The following is a 14,272-nucleotide window of genomic DNA, read 5'->3' as shown; positions in this document are numbered from 1 at the left end:
TCCGACGAGAAGGGCCCGCGCCGTTCGAGGCGCGGGCCCTGGGACGGGCGGGGGATCAGGCGGCGGTCTGCTCGCAGGCGGTGAGCCACTGGTCGAGGTCGGCCCGGCGGAACCGGAGTTGGCCGCTGGGCAGCTTGACCGTGCGCGGGGCCTGACCCTTCGCGCGAAGGCGGTAGAAGGCGGCGCGGGACATCTTCAGCTCGGCGAGGACGTCGTCGAGGCAGAGCATGGGCTGGCGGGTCGTCACGGTGACTCCTCCGTCGGTGGATCCCGGGTTGGGACGGGGAGGCCGTCGCCCTCCCCGTGGATCCGCTACAACCGCTACATCCGCTACAGCGCAGGTCAGAGACCCGAAGTGTGTAGCGGATGTGCGGCGTGTAGCGGATGGGCGCCGCTACGGCCCGGTGGGCGTGTAGCGGTTGGGGCTGGCGGTGTAGCGGATGTGCGCGGGCTATTCCGCTACGTCTGCACCGGCGTTGACCTGCGGCGTAGCGGATGTAGCGGATGTAGCGGATTCCTGGGGGTGCGCCGGGCAGTAGCGGGCCCACGCGTCGGCGAGGTCGTCCGCGTAGTAGCCGCGCGGGACGCCGGCGGCGGTGCGGATCGGCCGCGGCTTGATGGGCTTGCCGGACTCGGTGACGTACGTGCTGAGCATGCGCGACAGGCCCCGAGGGGTGAGCGGCTTGCCGTTGAAGTCGCACCAGGGGGCATCGTCCATGCTGGTGAGGACTTCGAGGATGACGGCGGTGGGGAGGCGTTCGGCGCCGTCGAAGACCAGGTCGCGCAGGTCGGTGAGCAGGCGGATGCCGAGGGAGGCTTCGTCGTCCACGGTGGCGGCGGAGACGAGTTCGACGCAGGCCGCGCGGGCGCGGGCAGGCCAGTTGCCGCCCGCCGCGTCCGCGATGGCGAGCAGCGGCTCCCAGACGTCTGCGGGGCGGTCGGTGACGCCCTCGGGCATCTCCGGCCAGGTATCGGCGATCCCGTCCCTGACGGACTCCGCCCACCGGCTGAGGCGGTCGCGCAGGGCGTGGCCCTCCTTCTCGTGCACACGCTGCCGGTACGGCTGTACGTGCTCGTTGGGGGCGCGGCGGCGCATGCGGATGATGACCGAGCGGGTCAGGATCGTGTCCGGCAGCGAGCCGAGCCCGGCCATGGCCACGGCGCAGTACGACGGGAACGCCTGGACGGTCTGCTGCCCGCCGTCGCCGACGCACCGGTACGTGACGCCGGAGCGGCGGTGTCCGGCGTTGAGGAAGCCGCGCAGTTCCTCGTTGTCCCCGGCCTTGGGGCCGAAGACGGTGTCGATCTCGTCAAACAGGATTGTCGGGCGCCCGTCCATGCCGGAGACGGCACGGAAGAGCGCGGCCGGGGAGGCGTTGACGGCGACCATGGGCTGCGGGACCAGCGTCTCCACGATCTCCAGCGCCCGGGACTTCCCCGAGCCGGGTTCCGGGCTGAGGAACGCGAGCCGCGGCGTGCTGTCAAAGGCGTCCAGCAGGTGCGCGTGCGCGTCCCACAGCGCCACGGCGATGTAGGCCGCCGCACTGGGGAAGACGTTGAACCGGCGGTGGAACGCCTCGACCTCGTCCAGCAGCACGGCGCCGTCCTCAAGAGTGGCGGGGGCGTCGGCGGTCATGCTGCGGTCCGTTCGTTGGCGCCGCGGGCGATCCCGGAGGCGAGCGTGCGGCGGATCTCGGGTTCGTCCAGCCCGGCGGTGAACGCGGCGTCGGTGAGGGCGCCCTCGGCCACGTCGCGGGGGAGGGTTCCGGCGGCGACCAGGCGGCCCAGGGCGGCGGCGGCCCGGAACAGGGTGGCGTTTCGCCGGCCCCCGGGCGCGGTGCGGACGCGGTCGGCCTCGCCGGTCAGCGCCGCGCGGCTGTAGGCGTCGGCGTCGTTCATGCGGTGGGCCCACTGGCCGGGGGTGAACTGCGGGGTGCGGGAGGGCCGGCCTTCCTTGCTGATCAGCAAAGAGGCCGGGACCGGCGCGGGCGGTTCGTCGACCTCGCACCGATAGGGCGACCCGTCGAGGACACTGCCGACGGCGACGACGTATCCGCCGCGGCAGCGGGTGTCGACCTTCCACCCGAGCGTGCCGATCGTGGACGCGGGCAGCTCCGTGCCGTCGGGGACGGCGAAGTACCGGTGGCTGCCGCCGGACGGCGTGCGCACCGCGTACGTGCCGAACGGGAACGGCTCTCCCGCCCGCTCGCACAGGGCGGCGAACACGTCCTCGCCGGAGGTGATCCCGGGCCGGGACCAGACGGCCGGCGGCGCGGTGTCGTCGCCCTTGGGCACGTCCAGGTCGACGACCAGGAGGCGGGAGGGACCGCAGGCGATACCGATGTTGAACGGGCCGGCGGCCCAGCAGCGGCGGATGCGGTCGGGGTCGGTGGTGGCGCGGTTCTCCCAGTCCCGCACGGCCGGCCGCTTGGCGGCGGGCGTGAGGGGGAAGACGTGCCAACCGCGCGCAGCGGCGCCGAGTGCGCCGTTGAGCAGGGCGGATCGATGGGTCATGCTGGTGGTTCCTGTTCGTTGGCTTCGGATGGGAAGCCGGTACGGCCGCGTGACTTTGGCGAGCGTGCGGCCGTACCGGGCGGGGTCATGCGGTGAGGTCTTCACCGCACTCGGCGCAGTGGGTGTGGGCGCCGAGGAGGGCGCCCAGGGGGTCGTGCAGGTGGACCTGGTGGACGTCGCCGCCGCATCCGGCGTGCTCGACGTTCTCGGCGCGGTAGGTGTGTTCGTCGCCTCCGCCCCAGTCCTCGGTGCGGACGTGGGTCCAGACGATGGCGTCGGGGTCGACGGTGCCCGGGGTCACGCGGCGTCCTCCTGGAGGGCCGGGTCGCTGCACGGCACGCACGTGCCGAGCGAACGGGGGATGACGTAGCCGCGGTCGGTGCCGCAGGCCGGGCAGGTGCGGCGGGCTCGTAGCGCGGCGGCCACCGCCCGCCAGCGGCCCGGCGTCATCGGCCGGACGGGTAGTGCGCGGGCGGCGTCGTAGAGGTAGGCGGCCCGCCAGCCGCGGGTCGCGCGGGCCTTGCGGGAGCGCCAGCGCAGTTCGGCGACCGGGTCGGCGCCCCCGGGCCGGAGTCCGGCCGCGCGGAGCTGGCGGCGGGTCATCAGGCCGGCCGGGGCCAGGCGGTAGCGGTAGATCGGGACCGCGGTCACGGCCTCACCACCGCTTCCGGCCGGAACGGCCGCCCGCACTGCTGGTGTTCGTCACGTTGACGTTCACCTCGACGTGCTGCTGTCCGGCCTTGCTGCCGAGCGACCCCTTGACCAGCAGCGTCAGCGCACCCAGCGCCCCGGCGGCGACGCCCACGCCAATGCCGCCCATCTCCACGGCGTGCCCGGCCTGCGAGAGGCCCGGTCCGGCGTAGCCGATGGCGGCGATGACGGCGGCGGTGGAGATGCCGCCGGCGCCCAGGCGGCGGGGCCAGACGTCCGGGGCGGTGGGGATCGGGGGCGGTACCGCTGCCGTGGTGTCCGGGACGGGCGGGGCGTAGTCGAGGCGGCGTTCGCCGGTGACGGGGTGGATGGTCCAGGCGGTGCCGGGCAGGGCGGGGGTGACGCGGTGGTCCGTGGCGGGGGCGGCATCCAGGTTCATCCGGTCACCGCCGGTCCGTGCGGGTGACGACGTGCCGGCCGCCGACGGCGGTGAGGCCGAAGGCGAGGAACCCGGCGAGGGCGGCGAAGCCCTCGTTCGTGCCGTGGGCGGCGAGGTCGGCGCCCAGGCTGGTGCCGACGACGGCGGCGAGCAGGACGGCGGCGATGATGCCGATGCGGGTCGTGGTGGTCACGGGGGGTCTCCCGGTTCAGATGCGGAAGACACCGGGCCGCCGCGTCTCCCGCAACTGCCCGGTGTCGATCAGGTGGGTGACGTGCTGGGCGATCCATGTCCGGGACCTGCCGACGCGCGGTGCGGCGTCCAGCAGTTCGGCGGCGGTCAGACGGGTGTGGCCGGCGACGCGCAGTTCAGCGAGGTAGCCGTCGAACGCGCGGGTCGCGCTGCCCGGACTGGGCTGCGGCTCGGGCTGGTAGGCGGTGAGGTCGTCGCGCAGGAACGCCAGTAAGCGCTGGTATTGGTCGTCGGTGAGGTCGACGGCGTTGACGTACGACCAGTCCGGCGGCTGGCGGATTTGGAGCCGGACGGCAGGCGGGCCGGGGTCGGCGGTGTGGCTGGCCCAGTTGCGCAGGGCCGCTCCGAGGACGCGGGCCTGCCTGCCATCGGCGGGCGGTTTCATGGGGCTTGTCTCCTCTGACGATGGCCGGGTGTCAGGCGGGTGTCAGCAGGGGTGTCAGCTCGCGCGCGCACGCGCATTGACCTAGGGAAACGGCCGGTTTCGGCGGCTGACACCGTCAGCGGGTGTCAGCGGGTGTCACCGCAGCTCAGAGGCGGTGTCAGCCCATTTTGGGGGCGGTGGCACCGGCCGCACCCCGGTGTCAGCGGGGGTGTCAGCCGGTGTCACCGCAGGTCGGGCGGGGTGTCTGGGGGTGTCAGACCCCGGCCATCTCGGGGTGCAGCAGCTTGTAGACGCCGGGCTGGTCGGTGTCGGCGAGGTGGACGCCGTCCTCGGCGAGCTGGGCGAGGACCTTGGAGACCCAGGCGCGGGAGCGGCCGATGCGCTCGCCGCGGCCGAACGGCCCGAAGTCCTTCGGGCCGACGAACTCGGCGTCGGCGTCGCGGCGTTCGTCGAGGATCGCCAGGACTTCGGCGAACGCGTCCTCGGGGGACTTCTCCGGCTGTTCGGCCGGCGCCGTGCCGAACTGCCAGACCGGGGCGGCGGCGTCACGGGTCAGCTCGCGGTCCGGGTCGACGTCGGGGACGTCGCCGTAGTCCTCGTCGTCGCCGGTGGCCGCGTCGATCTCGCGGCCGACCTGTGTCTCCAGCAACCGCTGTTCGGCGGCGGCCTGGTCGGTCTTCGTCATGGTGACGGGCACCTCCTGGTGGTGGACGGGGGCGCCGGCCGGGACCGGTCCGGCGTCGTGGCGGGTGCGGTCGGCGTACGCGTCACCTGCGGCGCGGGCCGTGACCGGGTCGGCTTCGACCTGCGGTGCGGTGATCAGCACGGCGGTGACGTCGTCGTCGGACGGCGGAACGAACGTGCGGGCCGCGACCGCGTAGCGCTCCTCGTCGACGCCGGGGGCGACGAGGTAGTTGTAGCCGCGCTTGCGGTTCTCCCACGCCTCCGGGCGGGCCCCGGCGTCGCGGACGTCGTCGGGCAGGGCCATGTCGGCGGTGGTGGAGCCCTTGACGCCGAAGCAGATCGCGCCGCCGAGCTGCTCGCGCACGTCGGTCGGCATCGAGGTGGCGGAGGGACGTTGCAGGCTGATGATGACGGAGATCCCGGCGGAGCGGGCCTCCATGACCAGGCCCTCCATCTCGGTGCCGTTGCGGAAGAACTTGGCGGCCTCCTCGATCCAGACCACCAGGTACGGCATGCCGGTCAGTTCGAACGCCTCCGGGGTCCAGTTCTTAAACCCGGCGCGGCCGAGCGCGTCCGCGCGGGCGGTGATGACCTGCGACAGCGCGTCGATCATCTGATTGCCGCCGGCCTCGGTGAGTTCCACCCAGTCCAGGAACGGCAGGAACGGGCCGAAGGTCTGCGCGCCCTTGGACGGGTCGACCGCCCAGACGATGACGTCCCGCCTGGTCAGCACGTCGACCATGGCCAGGGAGACCCCGGCGGACTTGCCGGAGCCGTTCATGCCGGCCGCCAGGAAGTGCGTGGCGTTGCGGCCGGCCGATTCGTCGCCGGGGAACCACAGCTGCTCCGGCGCCCCGTCCTCGTAGACGCCGATGACGACCGGGTCGAGGATCGTGCCGCCGAACGACGACGGGCCCGGCCACGGCGTGCCGTCGACGAGCATGTCCTTGGGCACGACGATCAGGTTGCCGCGGGCGGCGTTGTCCGGGTCGGGCTGGATGCGGATGGAGTTGGGGGAGACGCCCAGTTCGGAGGCGATCTGCTCGATACGGCGCCCGACCTCGGCGTTCGTCATCTCGCCGGGTGCGAGCTGGTACGGCGCGGTGACCTTGTTCGGCTCGACCTCGGGAGCGGACCGCAGCGCGGCCTTGGCCTTGCCGAGCGACTTCACCAGCAGCCCCGTCTCCGATGCCGCGATCTCGCCGTTCGCCTTGCTGTCGACGTTGACGCGCATGGCCTTGCGGACGTTCCACGACGCGGCGGCCACCGCCCCGCCCATGGCCAGCCACGACAACTGGTCGAAGCCCAGCGGCGAGGTCAGGGCGGCGATGGTGAGGTATCCGGTGCCGGCCGCCGTGCTGGCGGTGGCGTGGACGCGGCGGGCGGGGGTGGTGCCCTGGGCGCCCCACCAGGTCGCGGCGGTCAGGGCCGCGCTCGCCACGGTCATGCCGACCGCGGCGAGCGGGCTGTGCGACCAGTAGTGGTGCGCGGCCAGGCTGGCCGGGATCTCACCCGCGACCGCCAGCCACGGGCGGGCGTGCGGGTGCTTGAGGGCCTTGCCGAGGTCGCCCTTGGTGGTGTCGGCCACGGGTCTTCCTTCCTGGGGTGAGGGGGTTGTTGCCGGTCGGCCTGCGGGTCAGCGGCCGAACTGGAAGGTGCGGCGGGCGGGCTGCTTCGGGCGGCCGGCCGAGACCCTGGCCAACTCGGTCTCGTATTCGCGCACGAACGTCCCGTACAGCGTCGCGGCGTACTTCTGCTTGGCCTTCTCTGCGGCGGCGATCTTCTTCGCCCAGCGCGACACCCGCCGGGCCCGCGCACGCGAGCCCTGCCGGGAACCCGTGGTGTCGGGGATGGTCTTCAGCACGGATTCCAGCAGGTCGGCGTCCATGGACCGCTCGGTCGCGGCGGTGCGCGAGTCCTTGCGGACCGCTTCGCACCAGGCACGGATGTCGTCGTCCGTGGCGAACGAGCTGCCCGGGATGCTGTTCTCCCGCCCACGGCCGACCGGCGCCGGAGCGGGGCCGGGCTGCTGCGGGGCCTCCTGCGCCAGGCGCAGGAGGAATGCGTTGGTCTCGGCCGCCCGGTTCGGGACGGCGTGCTGCTTGGAAATCTTCGGCGGATCGATGAACTGGCCAGCCATGTGATGTCCTCCGGGGAGCATGTGGGCGGGGCCTGAACGGCTCCCCCGGCCGCCCAGACCCGGCGGCGGTGCCGGGCCGGGGCTGGACGGTCGGGGCACCGCGTCAGACGGCGTGCAGTTGCTGCTGAGGCTCGTCGCGCAGCTCGCGGATGCGGGCGGAGACCCAGCCGACCGACCAGCCGGTGTCATCGGCCAGCTCCCGCACGGTCCGGCCGGCGGGGAGACGCTCGCTGATCACGGCGACCGCGTCCTCTTCCGGGAGCTTGCCGACATCGGCCAGCAACCGAGTGCGCTCCGCGTCACGCTGCCGGCGTTCACGCTCGGCTCGAGCCTGTTCACGGACCGCCCGTTCCGCGGCTTCCCGCTCGGCCCGCAGGCGCTCGCGTTCCGCGGCCTCGGCGGCTTCGCGGGCGGCGCGTTCATGGCGTTCACGCTCGGCCCGCTCCCGTTCACGGGCCTGTTCACGCTCATGCCGCTCGGCCTCGCGGGCGGCCTCCTCGCGGGCGGTCTTCTCCCGCTCGGCAGCGGCGGTCCGTTCGGCGCGTTCACGCTCCATGCGGGCCTGGTGCTCGCGCTCGGCGGCCCGTTCAGCGGCGGCCGACTCGCGTTCCTCCCTGGCCAGCGCGGCGGCGGACTCCCGGGCCTCGCGCTCCCGGGTCTCCTCGGCGGCGCGGACGGCCTCGCGCTCCGCGCGCTGGGCCCGCTCCCGTTCCTCGCGCTGAACGCGCTCCTCCTCGGCGTGAACACGGCGTTCACGGTCGATGCGGTCGAGGGACGCGGCGATGGCGCGGCGGTAGGCGAGGGACGCCTCCGACGTGACGATGAGCAGCGCCGGGGCGACCGTGTGAACAGCCACCCCGACCCCGTCGCCGGACAGCGCGCTGTTGCCCACGTTGAGCGCCAGCGTGAGCATTCCGGTCAGCCAGCGCAGCGCGACGGCCCACGGGCCGCCCTTGCCGCCGAGCCGGGCCAGGGTGGAGTCGAGGCGGACCACGATGACGACTGCGGCGTCCACGACGAGGGGGAGGATCGGCGCGGTCCAGCCCCACCCGGCGGGGGTGTGGGCGCGCATAAGCGGCGTGACGGTCAGCACCGAGTACAGGACGGCGCCGGCCGTGATGGACCAGGTGCCCCACGACAGCACGCGTTCGGCGGACTCGACCTGGCGCTGGCTGTTCAGCACGGCGCATCACCCCGCAGGGCGGCCACGATGGGCCCGGCGAAGCGGTTGACCGAGTCGGCGACGGCGGCCACGGACCCCTTGGCATCGGTCACGAGCCGCGCGGGGGTGCCGGACGGTGCCGGAAGGGCCCAGTCGTCGGTGACGGCGAGGCGGACCGTGGTGGTGGTCAGCACGGCGTCGACTGCCCGCTCCGGCGTCCACAACGGCCGGTACGGCCGGGCGTCGGGATCACGGGGACCGGTCTGCCAGTCGGCCCAACGCAGCAGGGCGGACTGGCGGGTGACCAGCGCGTTGTGCTGCAACGGCACGTGCACGTCGAACATCAGGCGGCCGTCGCCGTCCTCGGACCAGGTCGGCGTCACCGCGGCGACGTCCGGGCGCAGACGCACGTAGCCGGGCGACATGACCGGCGCGGTGGCGGTCCGCCAGACCACGGCGGCGAACTCCTCGGCGCTCACGGGGGCATCGGCGCATTCGTCCGGCCGGGCGTTCTGCCGGAGGTAGGCGCCGAACCGGGACACGCTGTCGGAGGAGTTCCGCACGTCGTAGCTGTCGTCCGCGGCGACAAGGCGGGTGGGGGTCCAGCGCGGCGTCACGCGGCCACCCCCAGGCCCAGCGGCCGGCGCGGGCGGCGGGTCTCCGGAACGAGGGCGGCGGGGACCAGGCGCAGGAGTTCGGGCATCGTGGCGCCGATGGTCTCCACCGCCAGGCGGGTCGTGCGGTCCAGCAGCGCGGGGTCGTCGGCGAGGATGTCGGCCGCGGCGTCCAGGCGGGCGGCCCGCTCCTCGGGGGTCTCGTCCTCCTCGCCGAGCCACAGCTCCAGCGGGGTGCCCAGGGCCAGTTCGAGGGCGTCGATGTCGGTGCGGGCTTCCCGGCCCGCCACGAAGTGCTTCATGGTGCGTCTCCTGTCGGATGCGCCGCTGGCCGGCACCCGATGAGGGGTGCCGGCCAGCGGCGGAAGAGGGCGGGGCGGACTACCGGTCCGCGGTGCGGAGCCGGTCGGCTTCGCTACGGGCGGCCTCGGCGGCCTCTGCCGCGCGGCGGGCCTCGTCCAGGTGGTGCGCGGCGTCCGGCTCGTGCCGGGGGTCGACGGTCATCCGCTGCACCGCTGGCTTCCCCGGTACGTGACCGGGGCGGCCCGGTGGCCGGCCGCGCCGGTCCGGCCGCAGCGGCACCGCCACCAGCCGCAGAGCCCGCAGGCGTCGTTCACGTCCAGCACTCCCGCGCGGCGGTCGGGGCCGGTCTGCGCGGTCGGGCACGTCATACTCGTGTTCACAGGTGGCTCCTCCTATGAGCTGCCTGTAGCGGCGTCGGGGCTCCACCCCCGGCGCCGCCCTGTTTGTGGCTGTTCGGTCGAGCAGCCACGGCCGTCGACGCCCCGGTGAGGAGGCGTCGGCGACCGTGCGCGCTCGGCGCACCGCACTGCCTGCCGGGGCCTCACGGCCCGTTGGTCCGGCAGTGCTTGACTCAGGCGGGGATCGCACGCCGGGCCGGTCAGGCCGCGGCGGCGCCCCAGGTACATAAGCGGTGGCCCATGGGGCCTCCCTTCGTGTGACCCCCTTGCTGCCCCGGGCAGGGGGAGCGCCCGGACCGCCCTACGCACGGGGCGGCGACGTGCGGCCGACTCGCGTCGGCGGCCTCCCGGGCCCTTCCGGGGCCGGAGGCGGCCTCCCGGGCCCGATCACGCCGGGCCGGAGGCGACCCCATCGACCACCCGTGTGCAGGTGGCTGGGGCGGCACTCTGTTCAGTTCTCAAGCTGCGCACGCTCCCCTCCGGCCCCGTGACAGGGCGTTCAGGCGCGTCTGAGCAGGCCAAAGAAGGCCCACCCCGTCTCACCGGGTCTCGCTCGGTGTCGACGTGTTCAACATAGCCAGCCTGCTTAGACAGGTCAACCAGGCTGTGCAACTCACTCAGGCTGGACAGGTGACTTACGATGGCCGCATGACCCTTGACCCGAACGACGACCGCCCGCCGTACTTGCAGGTCAACAGCGTTCTGCGGGCCGAAATCCTCACGCGGAAGTTCGAGCCCGGGACGCAGTTGCCGTCCGGCCCGGAGTTGGCCAAGCGCTTCGGGGTGGCCCGCGGCACGGTCACGCGGGCGATCGACATGCTGCGGGACGAGGGCCTGATCGTGACCCGCAAGGGCTCCGGCTCCTACGTGCGCGAACGCACCGAGCGGCCCGTCGGCCTGCGGCCGCACCTGGAGATGGCGTTCGGCGATCCGCAGGTCACGGTGGACTTCGCGGGGTTCAGCAGCGAGACGCTGCACAGCGCCATGCAGGAGCCGCTGGACAAGATCCGCGCGGGCCGCCTGCGGCCGGAGTCCATCGCGGTCCGCCTCCTGCTCCCGGACACCACGGCGCCGATGGCGGTGCCCACCCTCGTCGACGGCCTGGCGGACGATCCCGCGCTGCGCGACCGGGCCCGCGACATCGCGCTGACGAACGCGGCCGGCATCAAGCACTCGGTCGAGGTCCTGGCGGAGCTGGGGCTCGTGGAAAAGGCGACGGTGGAGGTGAAGGTCTACCGGGCAACGTCGCTGTTCAAGCTGTACGTGCTGAACCACCGCGACGTCTTCTTCGGCTTCTACCCGCTGCGCGAGCGCACGTTGGCGGTCGAGGGAGAGCCGCGCACCTTCTACGACATCACCGGCAAGGACACGACGCTGTTCCACCACGCGGTCGGCCCGGACGCGGAGTCGATGGGCTCGCAGTACGTCCAGCAGGCCACGACGTGGTTCGACAGCGTGTGGTCCACGATCGCGTTCGAGCGTGCGGCATGACGGCGACCCGGGAGGAACTGGCGGCCATCATGGCGCCGGTCAAGCACGTGCTGCTCGACTTCGACGGGCCGGTTTGCTCGGTCTTCGCGGGGTTGCCTGCGGCTGAGGTCGCGCGGCGGATGGCGGAGGAATTCACTGGGCCGGAGGGGCCGCCGCCGGGGCATGACCTGACGGACCCGTTCGCGATGCTGCTGCGGATTGCGGAGGAGCGCCCGGAGCTGGTGCCGGCTGCGGACGATGCGCTGGCGCGGCTGGAGATCGAAGCCGTCACACGGGCCAGCCCGACGGCCGGGGCTTTGCAGTTCTTGGAGGCGTACGCGGGCATCGGTACCCGAGTGTGGGTGGTCAGCAACAATGCGGGGTCGGCAATCGAACAGTACGTTGATGCGCATCAGCTCAGGTCGTTGGTGGCGGGATGCTTCGGCCGGTCGCCCGGTCGACCGGAGTCCATGAAGCCGTCGCCCGAACTCCTTCGGGCTGCGCTTCGGGCGGCGCGCGCGGAACCCGAGGAGGCGCTTTTCATTGGCGACGCCGTGCGTGATGTCGAAGCCGCTCACGCTGCTGGTATGACGGCGGTCGGATACGCGAACAAGCCGGGGAAGGCGAAGACCCTTGCGGCAGCGGGTGCCGTTGCGGTTGTTTCTGCGATGGCTGAACTGGCGGGCTCAGCACGCCAGAGTTAGAGGATAGACGACGCCTACTGTCGAGGCAGTAGGCGTGTTCGTGTATGGGTTGGGGAAGCTCTGCTGCCGATCAACTGGACGGAAGTCCCAATTTATCGAAGAAAGCCCGGTTCCGCTCGGTGGCAGCATTGACGAGGCGGTCGAAGCTTACTACTTCGATGTATGCCTTGTATGGTTCGTTGAAACCGAAGTAACCGAGCCCGTCGTGAGTGGGGCGCAGGGTCGCATATTTGCACCTATCGATCATTGTCGGTGTGAGATCGGCAATGACGTAGCAGAAAGCAGGTGCTTCATGTGTCTCGGGAATTTGCCGTCCGGAGGCAGTCTTTACACCGCCGGCGCGCACGCGCTTCACGTAATCAAGGCACTGCTGGATTGGATCTTTGTCCTCCGACGCATCATTACGCATTGGTCGCTTGATCTCGATTACGACAATGTTCGGCAGGGGGAGTTTCTCTCCTGCCGCAGCTAGCACGGGGGATCCAACAAGTCGAGTCGCTAGCACATCGGGTTCCGTCGTCGATTCGGAGCCCGTTATCGGCATGCTCTTGAGCGTCTTGTCGGAGGCGAGGTAGTCATGGAATGCAAGCCGCTCGTCGATGATCCATAGGTTCGAGGAATCGGTGCCCAGGTCGTTCGATTCGGTCCGCATCGGGATGAGCAGCGAGTGGATAGCGTCTTCCCTGCTGTACCTGCCCTGATCGTCAGACCTAATCAGTTTAGCGAGCAGGTCGAGGATCGTTCGTCGGCGGGAGACGTACGCGGCCAAATCAGACTGGTTGATGTCCGTGACTGTGTCCAGATAACGAGCGAGGCGCTCTGCATAGCCCTCTGGTGGAGCGGAGCCAGCCTCTGCGAAGACAGCCTGGCCCTCGACGAACGCATCTGCGTCGAGCTTCTGCAGGTAGCGGTGCAACAGCAGTTCAAGGTCGTGGTCCTTGATAGACGGGTCCACGGTTATGCCGAGCGACTCCAGTCGTGACAGAACTGGCCGGTATCTCGGTGCCTTGTTGCTCACGAAATCGATGACCCGAGCCTTTGCCCCCTTGCGCGCTGCGCTCAGCGGCCCCGCGAGTATTTTTTCCACTTCCTTTAGTACGGCCTCGCGAATGTCATCCAAAGAGACATCCTCGTCAGGCATTGCGCCTGGAATTCGCTTGGCGATATCAAAATCTGTACGGTCGGCGCGTACGTGACTGTCAAGAAACTCGGAAAAAAGGTAGCAGGCATACGTGAACGACGAGGAATCTTCGTCTTTGAGCCGCCCGTAGAGCCCCGGTATCTTGTTGGTGAGATTCTCCTCCATGACGACGCGGCTCGCGGCGCACCAATGCAGTCGTGGAGTATTGCGTGTTGACGACTTGAGTTGAAGGTTGACCATGTCAAACTTCACGCCTTTGACGTGGACTTCTGTCCTCGGCATTGAAGAATACGTGAATTCTTCCATGAGAGTGTTGAGCGAGACGGTTTCGTCTTCGTCGGTCACCGTAATTTCTGGTGCCCCGCCGGGTCGAAGAAAGTACCAAATGCAATGCTCGAAAGTGTCGCGAGCAATGGTTTCAACAGACTTTACCGCGCTCTGCTGGTAAGGTTTCTGAAACCCGCTAAGACTCACGATCGTGCCGACATTGGCAAGGTAATCCGCTTCCCCGACTGCCTCGACCTCACCTGCAACGGAGAATCGAAACTGCAGTCCGTGAAGATCTCCAGATTCGTCCTCATAGGTACTACGGACCGAAATTCTGTCGAAAGCCTTAAGCCAGAGCAAGCGTCCCACGCCACGACAACCCATAGTGGCCTTGTGGTCGCTGTCTAGCGTCTCGAACGAGGTCATGTTCTCCGGGGTGAAGCCCACCCCGTTGTCCTCGATGCTGAAGCCGACGATGGGCTTCAGTGGTGCGCGGCCAGGACCAGCGGGACCGAGGTCGAGTTCCCCCTGCGGACTGCGCTGGATCTTGATGCTCAGGCGACCACGTCCGACGTCGCCGCCGAACCGGGCATCGATTGCCTGGATGCTGTTGACGACGGCCTCAAGAAGAGGCAGGAGGGCATGGCTCTTGGGCAGGCTCGTGTTTCGAACCCGGCCGGCCAGGGACGTAGTCAGCGCCACATCTTCCTCCTTGCTCTGGTGCGCAAACACTATCGGTGGGCGCGGTGGGGAGCGCGCTTGGCGACGAAGTTGTTCAGTAACAGCCGTGCTTTGCCTCGAAGATGGCAGCTCAGACCCGGTGTGCCCCCAGGGAAGATGTGGCGCATCGCGGTCGCTCCGCCAGGCTGGTGAATCGGACAGTGCTCGGTGGGGGTGCCCCTCCGGGCGCCAGCCCAGCCTTCCGAGCCGTGTTGCGGCCAACCTGCGGCCAATCCAGAAAGCATCAGGCTGTAACAGAGCCTTCCGTTGCAGGTCAGCGAGCGCAGACCCGCAGCACACGGCCCAGTCTTGAAAACTGTCGTGAGGTAACCCCTCACCGTGGGTTCAAATCCCACACCCTCCGCGCAGGTTGCAAAACCGCAGGTGGGCGTGGGTCACCGCCTGGGGGGGGTCCCACCGCCCCCCCG

General features: G+C 70.6%; 17 protein-coding genes. 2 read left to right on the top strand and 15 right to left on the bottom strand.

Annotated elements, in window-relative coordinates:
• Positions 1-55: 55 nt before the first annotated feature.
• The 14 genes from POF43_RS31300 to POF43_RS31235 all read right to left on the bottom strand — a co-directional run bounded on the left by POF43_RS31300 (position 56) and on the right by POF43_RS31235 (position 9,345).
• Complete coding sequence (locus tag POF43_RS31300; RefSeq protein ID WP_271324779.1) at positions 56-229, bottom strand: helix-turn-helix transcriptional regulator; 174 nt, start codon at positions 227-229, stop codon at positions 56-58.
• Positions 230-451: 222 nt separating this feature from the next.
• Complete coding sequence (locus POF43_RS31295; RefSeq protein WP_271324776.1) at positions 452-1,636, bottom strand: DUF3631 domain-containing protein; 1,185 nt, start codon at positions 1,634-1,636, stop codon at positions 452-454.
• Positions 1,633-2,514 carry a bifunctional DNA primase/polymerase gene (locus POF43_RS31290; RefSeq protein ID WP_271324775.1) on the bottom strand — a complete coding sequence of 294 codons (882 nt, stop codon included), beginning with the start codon at positions 2,512-2,514 and terminating at the stop codon, positions 1,633-1,635. Before POF43_RS31290 ends, POF43_RS31295 begins: the two co-directional genes overlap by 4 nt.
• Before the next feature lie 85 nt (positions 2,515-2,599).
• Positions 2,600-2,815 carry a hypothetical protein gene (locus POF43_RS31285; protein ID WP_271324774.1) on the bottom strand — a complete coding sequence of 72 codons (216 nt, stop codon included), beginning with the start codon at positions 2,813-2,815 and terminating at the stop codon, positions 2,600-2,602.
• Positions 2,812-3,165, bottom strand: a complete 354-nt coding sequence (locus tag POF43_RS31280) for an RRQRL motif-containing zinc-binding protein (protein WP_271324773.1) — start codon at positions 3,163-3,165, stop codon at positions 2,812-2,814. Before POF43_RS31280 ends, POF43_RS31285 begins: the two co-directional genes overlap by 4 nt.
• Positions 3,166-3,169: 4 nt before the next feature.
• A complete protein-coding gene (locus POF43_RS31275) occupies positions 3,170-3,604 on the bottom strand; it encodes a hypothetical protein (RefSeq protein WP_282704883.1) in 435 nt (144 codons plus the stop codon).
• A 4-nt stretch (positions 3,605-3,608) separates the two neighbouring features.
• Positions 3,609-3,797: a hypothetical protein gene (locus POF43_RS31270; protein ID WP_271323552.1), complete on the bottom strand. Its 189-nt coding sequence runs from the start codon at positions 3,795-3,797 to the stop codon at positions 3,609-3,611.
• A 15-nt stretch (positions 3,798-3,812) separates the two neighbouring features.
• On the bottom strand, positions 3,813-4,241 hold the full coding sequence (locus POF43_RS31265) for a hypothetical protein (RefSeq protein ID WP_271323553.1): 429 nt from the start codon (positions 4,239-4,241) through the stop codon (positions 3,813-3,815).
• 253 nt (positions 4,242-4,494) lie between these two features.
• Positions 4,495-6,513 carry a plasmid transfer protein TraB gene (gene traB / locus POF43_RS31260; RefSeq protein ID WP_271323554.1) on the bottom strand — a complete coding sequence of 673 codons (2,019 nt, stop codon included), beginning with the start codon at positions 6,511-6,513 and terminating at the stop codon, positions 4,495-4,497.
• A gap of 48 nt (positions 6,514-6,561) precedes the next feature.
• The gene (traA, locus tag POF43_RS31255; RefSeq protein WP_271323555.1) at positions 6,562-7,065 is read right to left on the bottom strand and encodes a plasmid transfer protein TraA; all 504 of its coding nucleotides are present in this window, start codon (positions 7,063-7,065) and stop codon (positions 6,562-6,564) included.
• A gap of 103 nt (positions 7,066-7,168) precedes the next feature.
• Positions 7,169-8,248 (bottom strand): DUF2637 domain-containing protein, encoded by a 1,080-nt coding sequence (locus POF43_RS31250; RefSeq protein ID WP_308217782.1) that lies wholly within the window; start codon positions 8,246-8,248, stop codon positions 7,169-7,171.
• On the bottom strand, positions 8,242-8,844 hold the full coding sequence (locus POF43_RS31245) for a hypothetical protein (RefSeq protein ID WP_271323556.1): 603 nt from the start codon (positions 8,842-8,844) through the stop codon (positions 8,242-8,244). Before POF43_RS31245 ends, POF43_RS31250 begins: the two co-directional genes overlap by 7 nt.
• Positions 8,841-9,143, bottom strand: coding sequence for a hypothetical protein (locus POF43_RS31240; RefSeq protein WP_271323557.1), 303 nt, complete (start codon positions 9,141-9,143; stop codon positions 8,841-8,843). Before POF43_RS31240 ends, POF43_RS31245 begins: the two co-directional genes overlap by 4 nt.
• 79 nt (positions 9,144-9,222) lie before the next feature.
• Complete coding sequence (locus POF43_RS31235) at positions 9,223-9,345, bottom strand: hypothetical protein (protein ID WP_271323558.1); 123 nt, start codon at positions 9,343-9,345, stop codon at positions 9,223-9,225.
• Positions 9,346-10,190: 845 nt separating this feature from the next.
• Here POF43_RS31235 and POF43_RS31230 point away from each other — a divergent pair.
• Together POF43_RS31230 and POF43_RS31225 are read left to right on the top strand one after the other, a co-directional pair.
• Positions 10,191-11,033: a GntR family transcriptional regulator gene (locus POF43_RS31230; RefSeq protein ID WP_271323559.1), complete on the top strand. Its 843-nt coding sequence runs from the start codon at positions 10,191-10,193 to the stop codon at positions 11,031-11,033.
• Positions 11,030-11,716, top strand: a complete 687-nt coding sequence (locus POF43_RS31225; RefSeq protein ID WP_271323560.1) for an HAD family hydrolase — start codon at positions 11,030-11,032, stop codon at positions 11,714-11,716. The genes POF43_RS31230 and POF43_RS31225 overlap by 4 nt, the downstream gene beginning before the upstream one ends.
• Positions 11,717-11,786: 70 nt before the next feature.
• On the opposite strand, the gene POF43_RS31220 is transcribed toward POF43_RS31225, so the two are convergent.
• Positions 11,787-13,826, bottom strand: coding sequence for an ATP-binding protein (locus POF43_RS31220; protein WP_271323561.1), 2,040 nt, complete (start codon positions 13,824-13,826; stop codon positions 11,787-11,789).
• Positions 13,827-14,272: the final 446 nt, after the last annotated feature.

The organism is Streptantibioticus silvisoli (assembly GCF_027947535.2).
GTDB lineage: Bacteria > Actinomycetota > Actinomycetes > Streptomycetales > Streptomycetaceae > Streptantibioticus_C > Streptantibioticus_C silvisoli.
The sequence above is the reverse complement of the archived record's forward strand: the minus strand, read 5'-3'. Positions and strand labels throughout refer to the sequence as shown.

Bases quoted from the DNA above. Each gene is read 5' to 3' on its own strand.
- POF43_RS31265 (WP_271323553.1), bottom strand. From the start codon at position 4,241: ATGAAACCGCCCGCCGATGGCAGGCAGGCCCGCGTCCTCGGAGCGGCC.
- POF43_RS31230 (WP_271323559.1), top strand. From the start codon at position 10,191: ATGACCCTTGACCCGAACGACGACCGCCCGCCGTACTTGCAGGTCAAC.
- POF43_RS31235 (WP_271323558.1), bottom strand. From the start codon at position 9,345: ATGACCGTCGACCCCCGGCACGAGCCGGACGCCGCGCACCACCTGGAC.
- POF43_RS31300 (WP_271324779.1), bottom strand. From the start codon at position 229: ATGCTCTGCCTCGACGACGTCCTCGCCGAGCTGAAGATGTCCCGCGCC.
- POF43_RS31225 (WP_271323560.1), top strand. From the start codon at position 11,030: ATGACGGCGACCCGGGAGGAACTGGCGGCCATCATGGCGCCGGTCAAG.
- traA (WP_271323555.1), bottom strand. From the start codon at position 7,065: ATGGCTGGCCAGTTCATCGATCCGCCGAAGATTTCCAAGCAGCACGCC.
- POF43_RS31275 (WP_282704883.1), bottom strand. From the start codon at position 3,604: ATGAACCTGGATGCCGCCCCCGCCACGGACCACCGCGTCACCCCCGCC.
- POF43_RS31240 (WP_271323557.1), bottom strand. From the start codon at position 9,143: ATGAAGCACTTCGTGGCGGGCCGGGAAGCCCGCACCGACATCGACGCC.
- POF43_RS31290 (WP_271324775.1), bottom strand. From the start codon at position 2,514: ATGACCCATCGATCCGCCCTGCTCAACGGCGCACTCGGCGCCGCTGCG.
- POF43_RS31295 (WP_271324776.1), bottom strand. From the start codon at position 1,636: ATGACCGCCGACGCCCCCGCCACTCTTGAGGACGGCGCCGTGCTGCTG.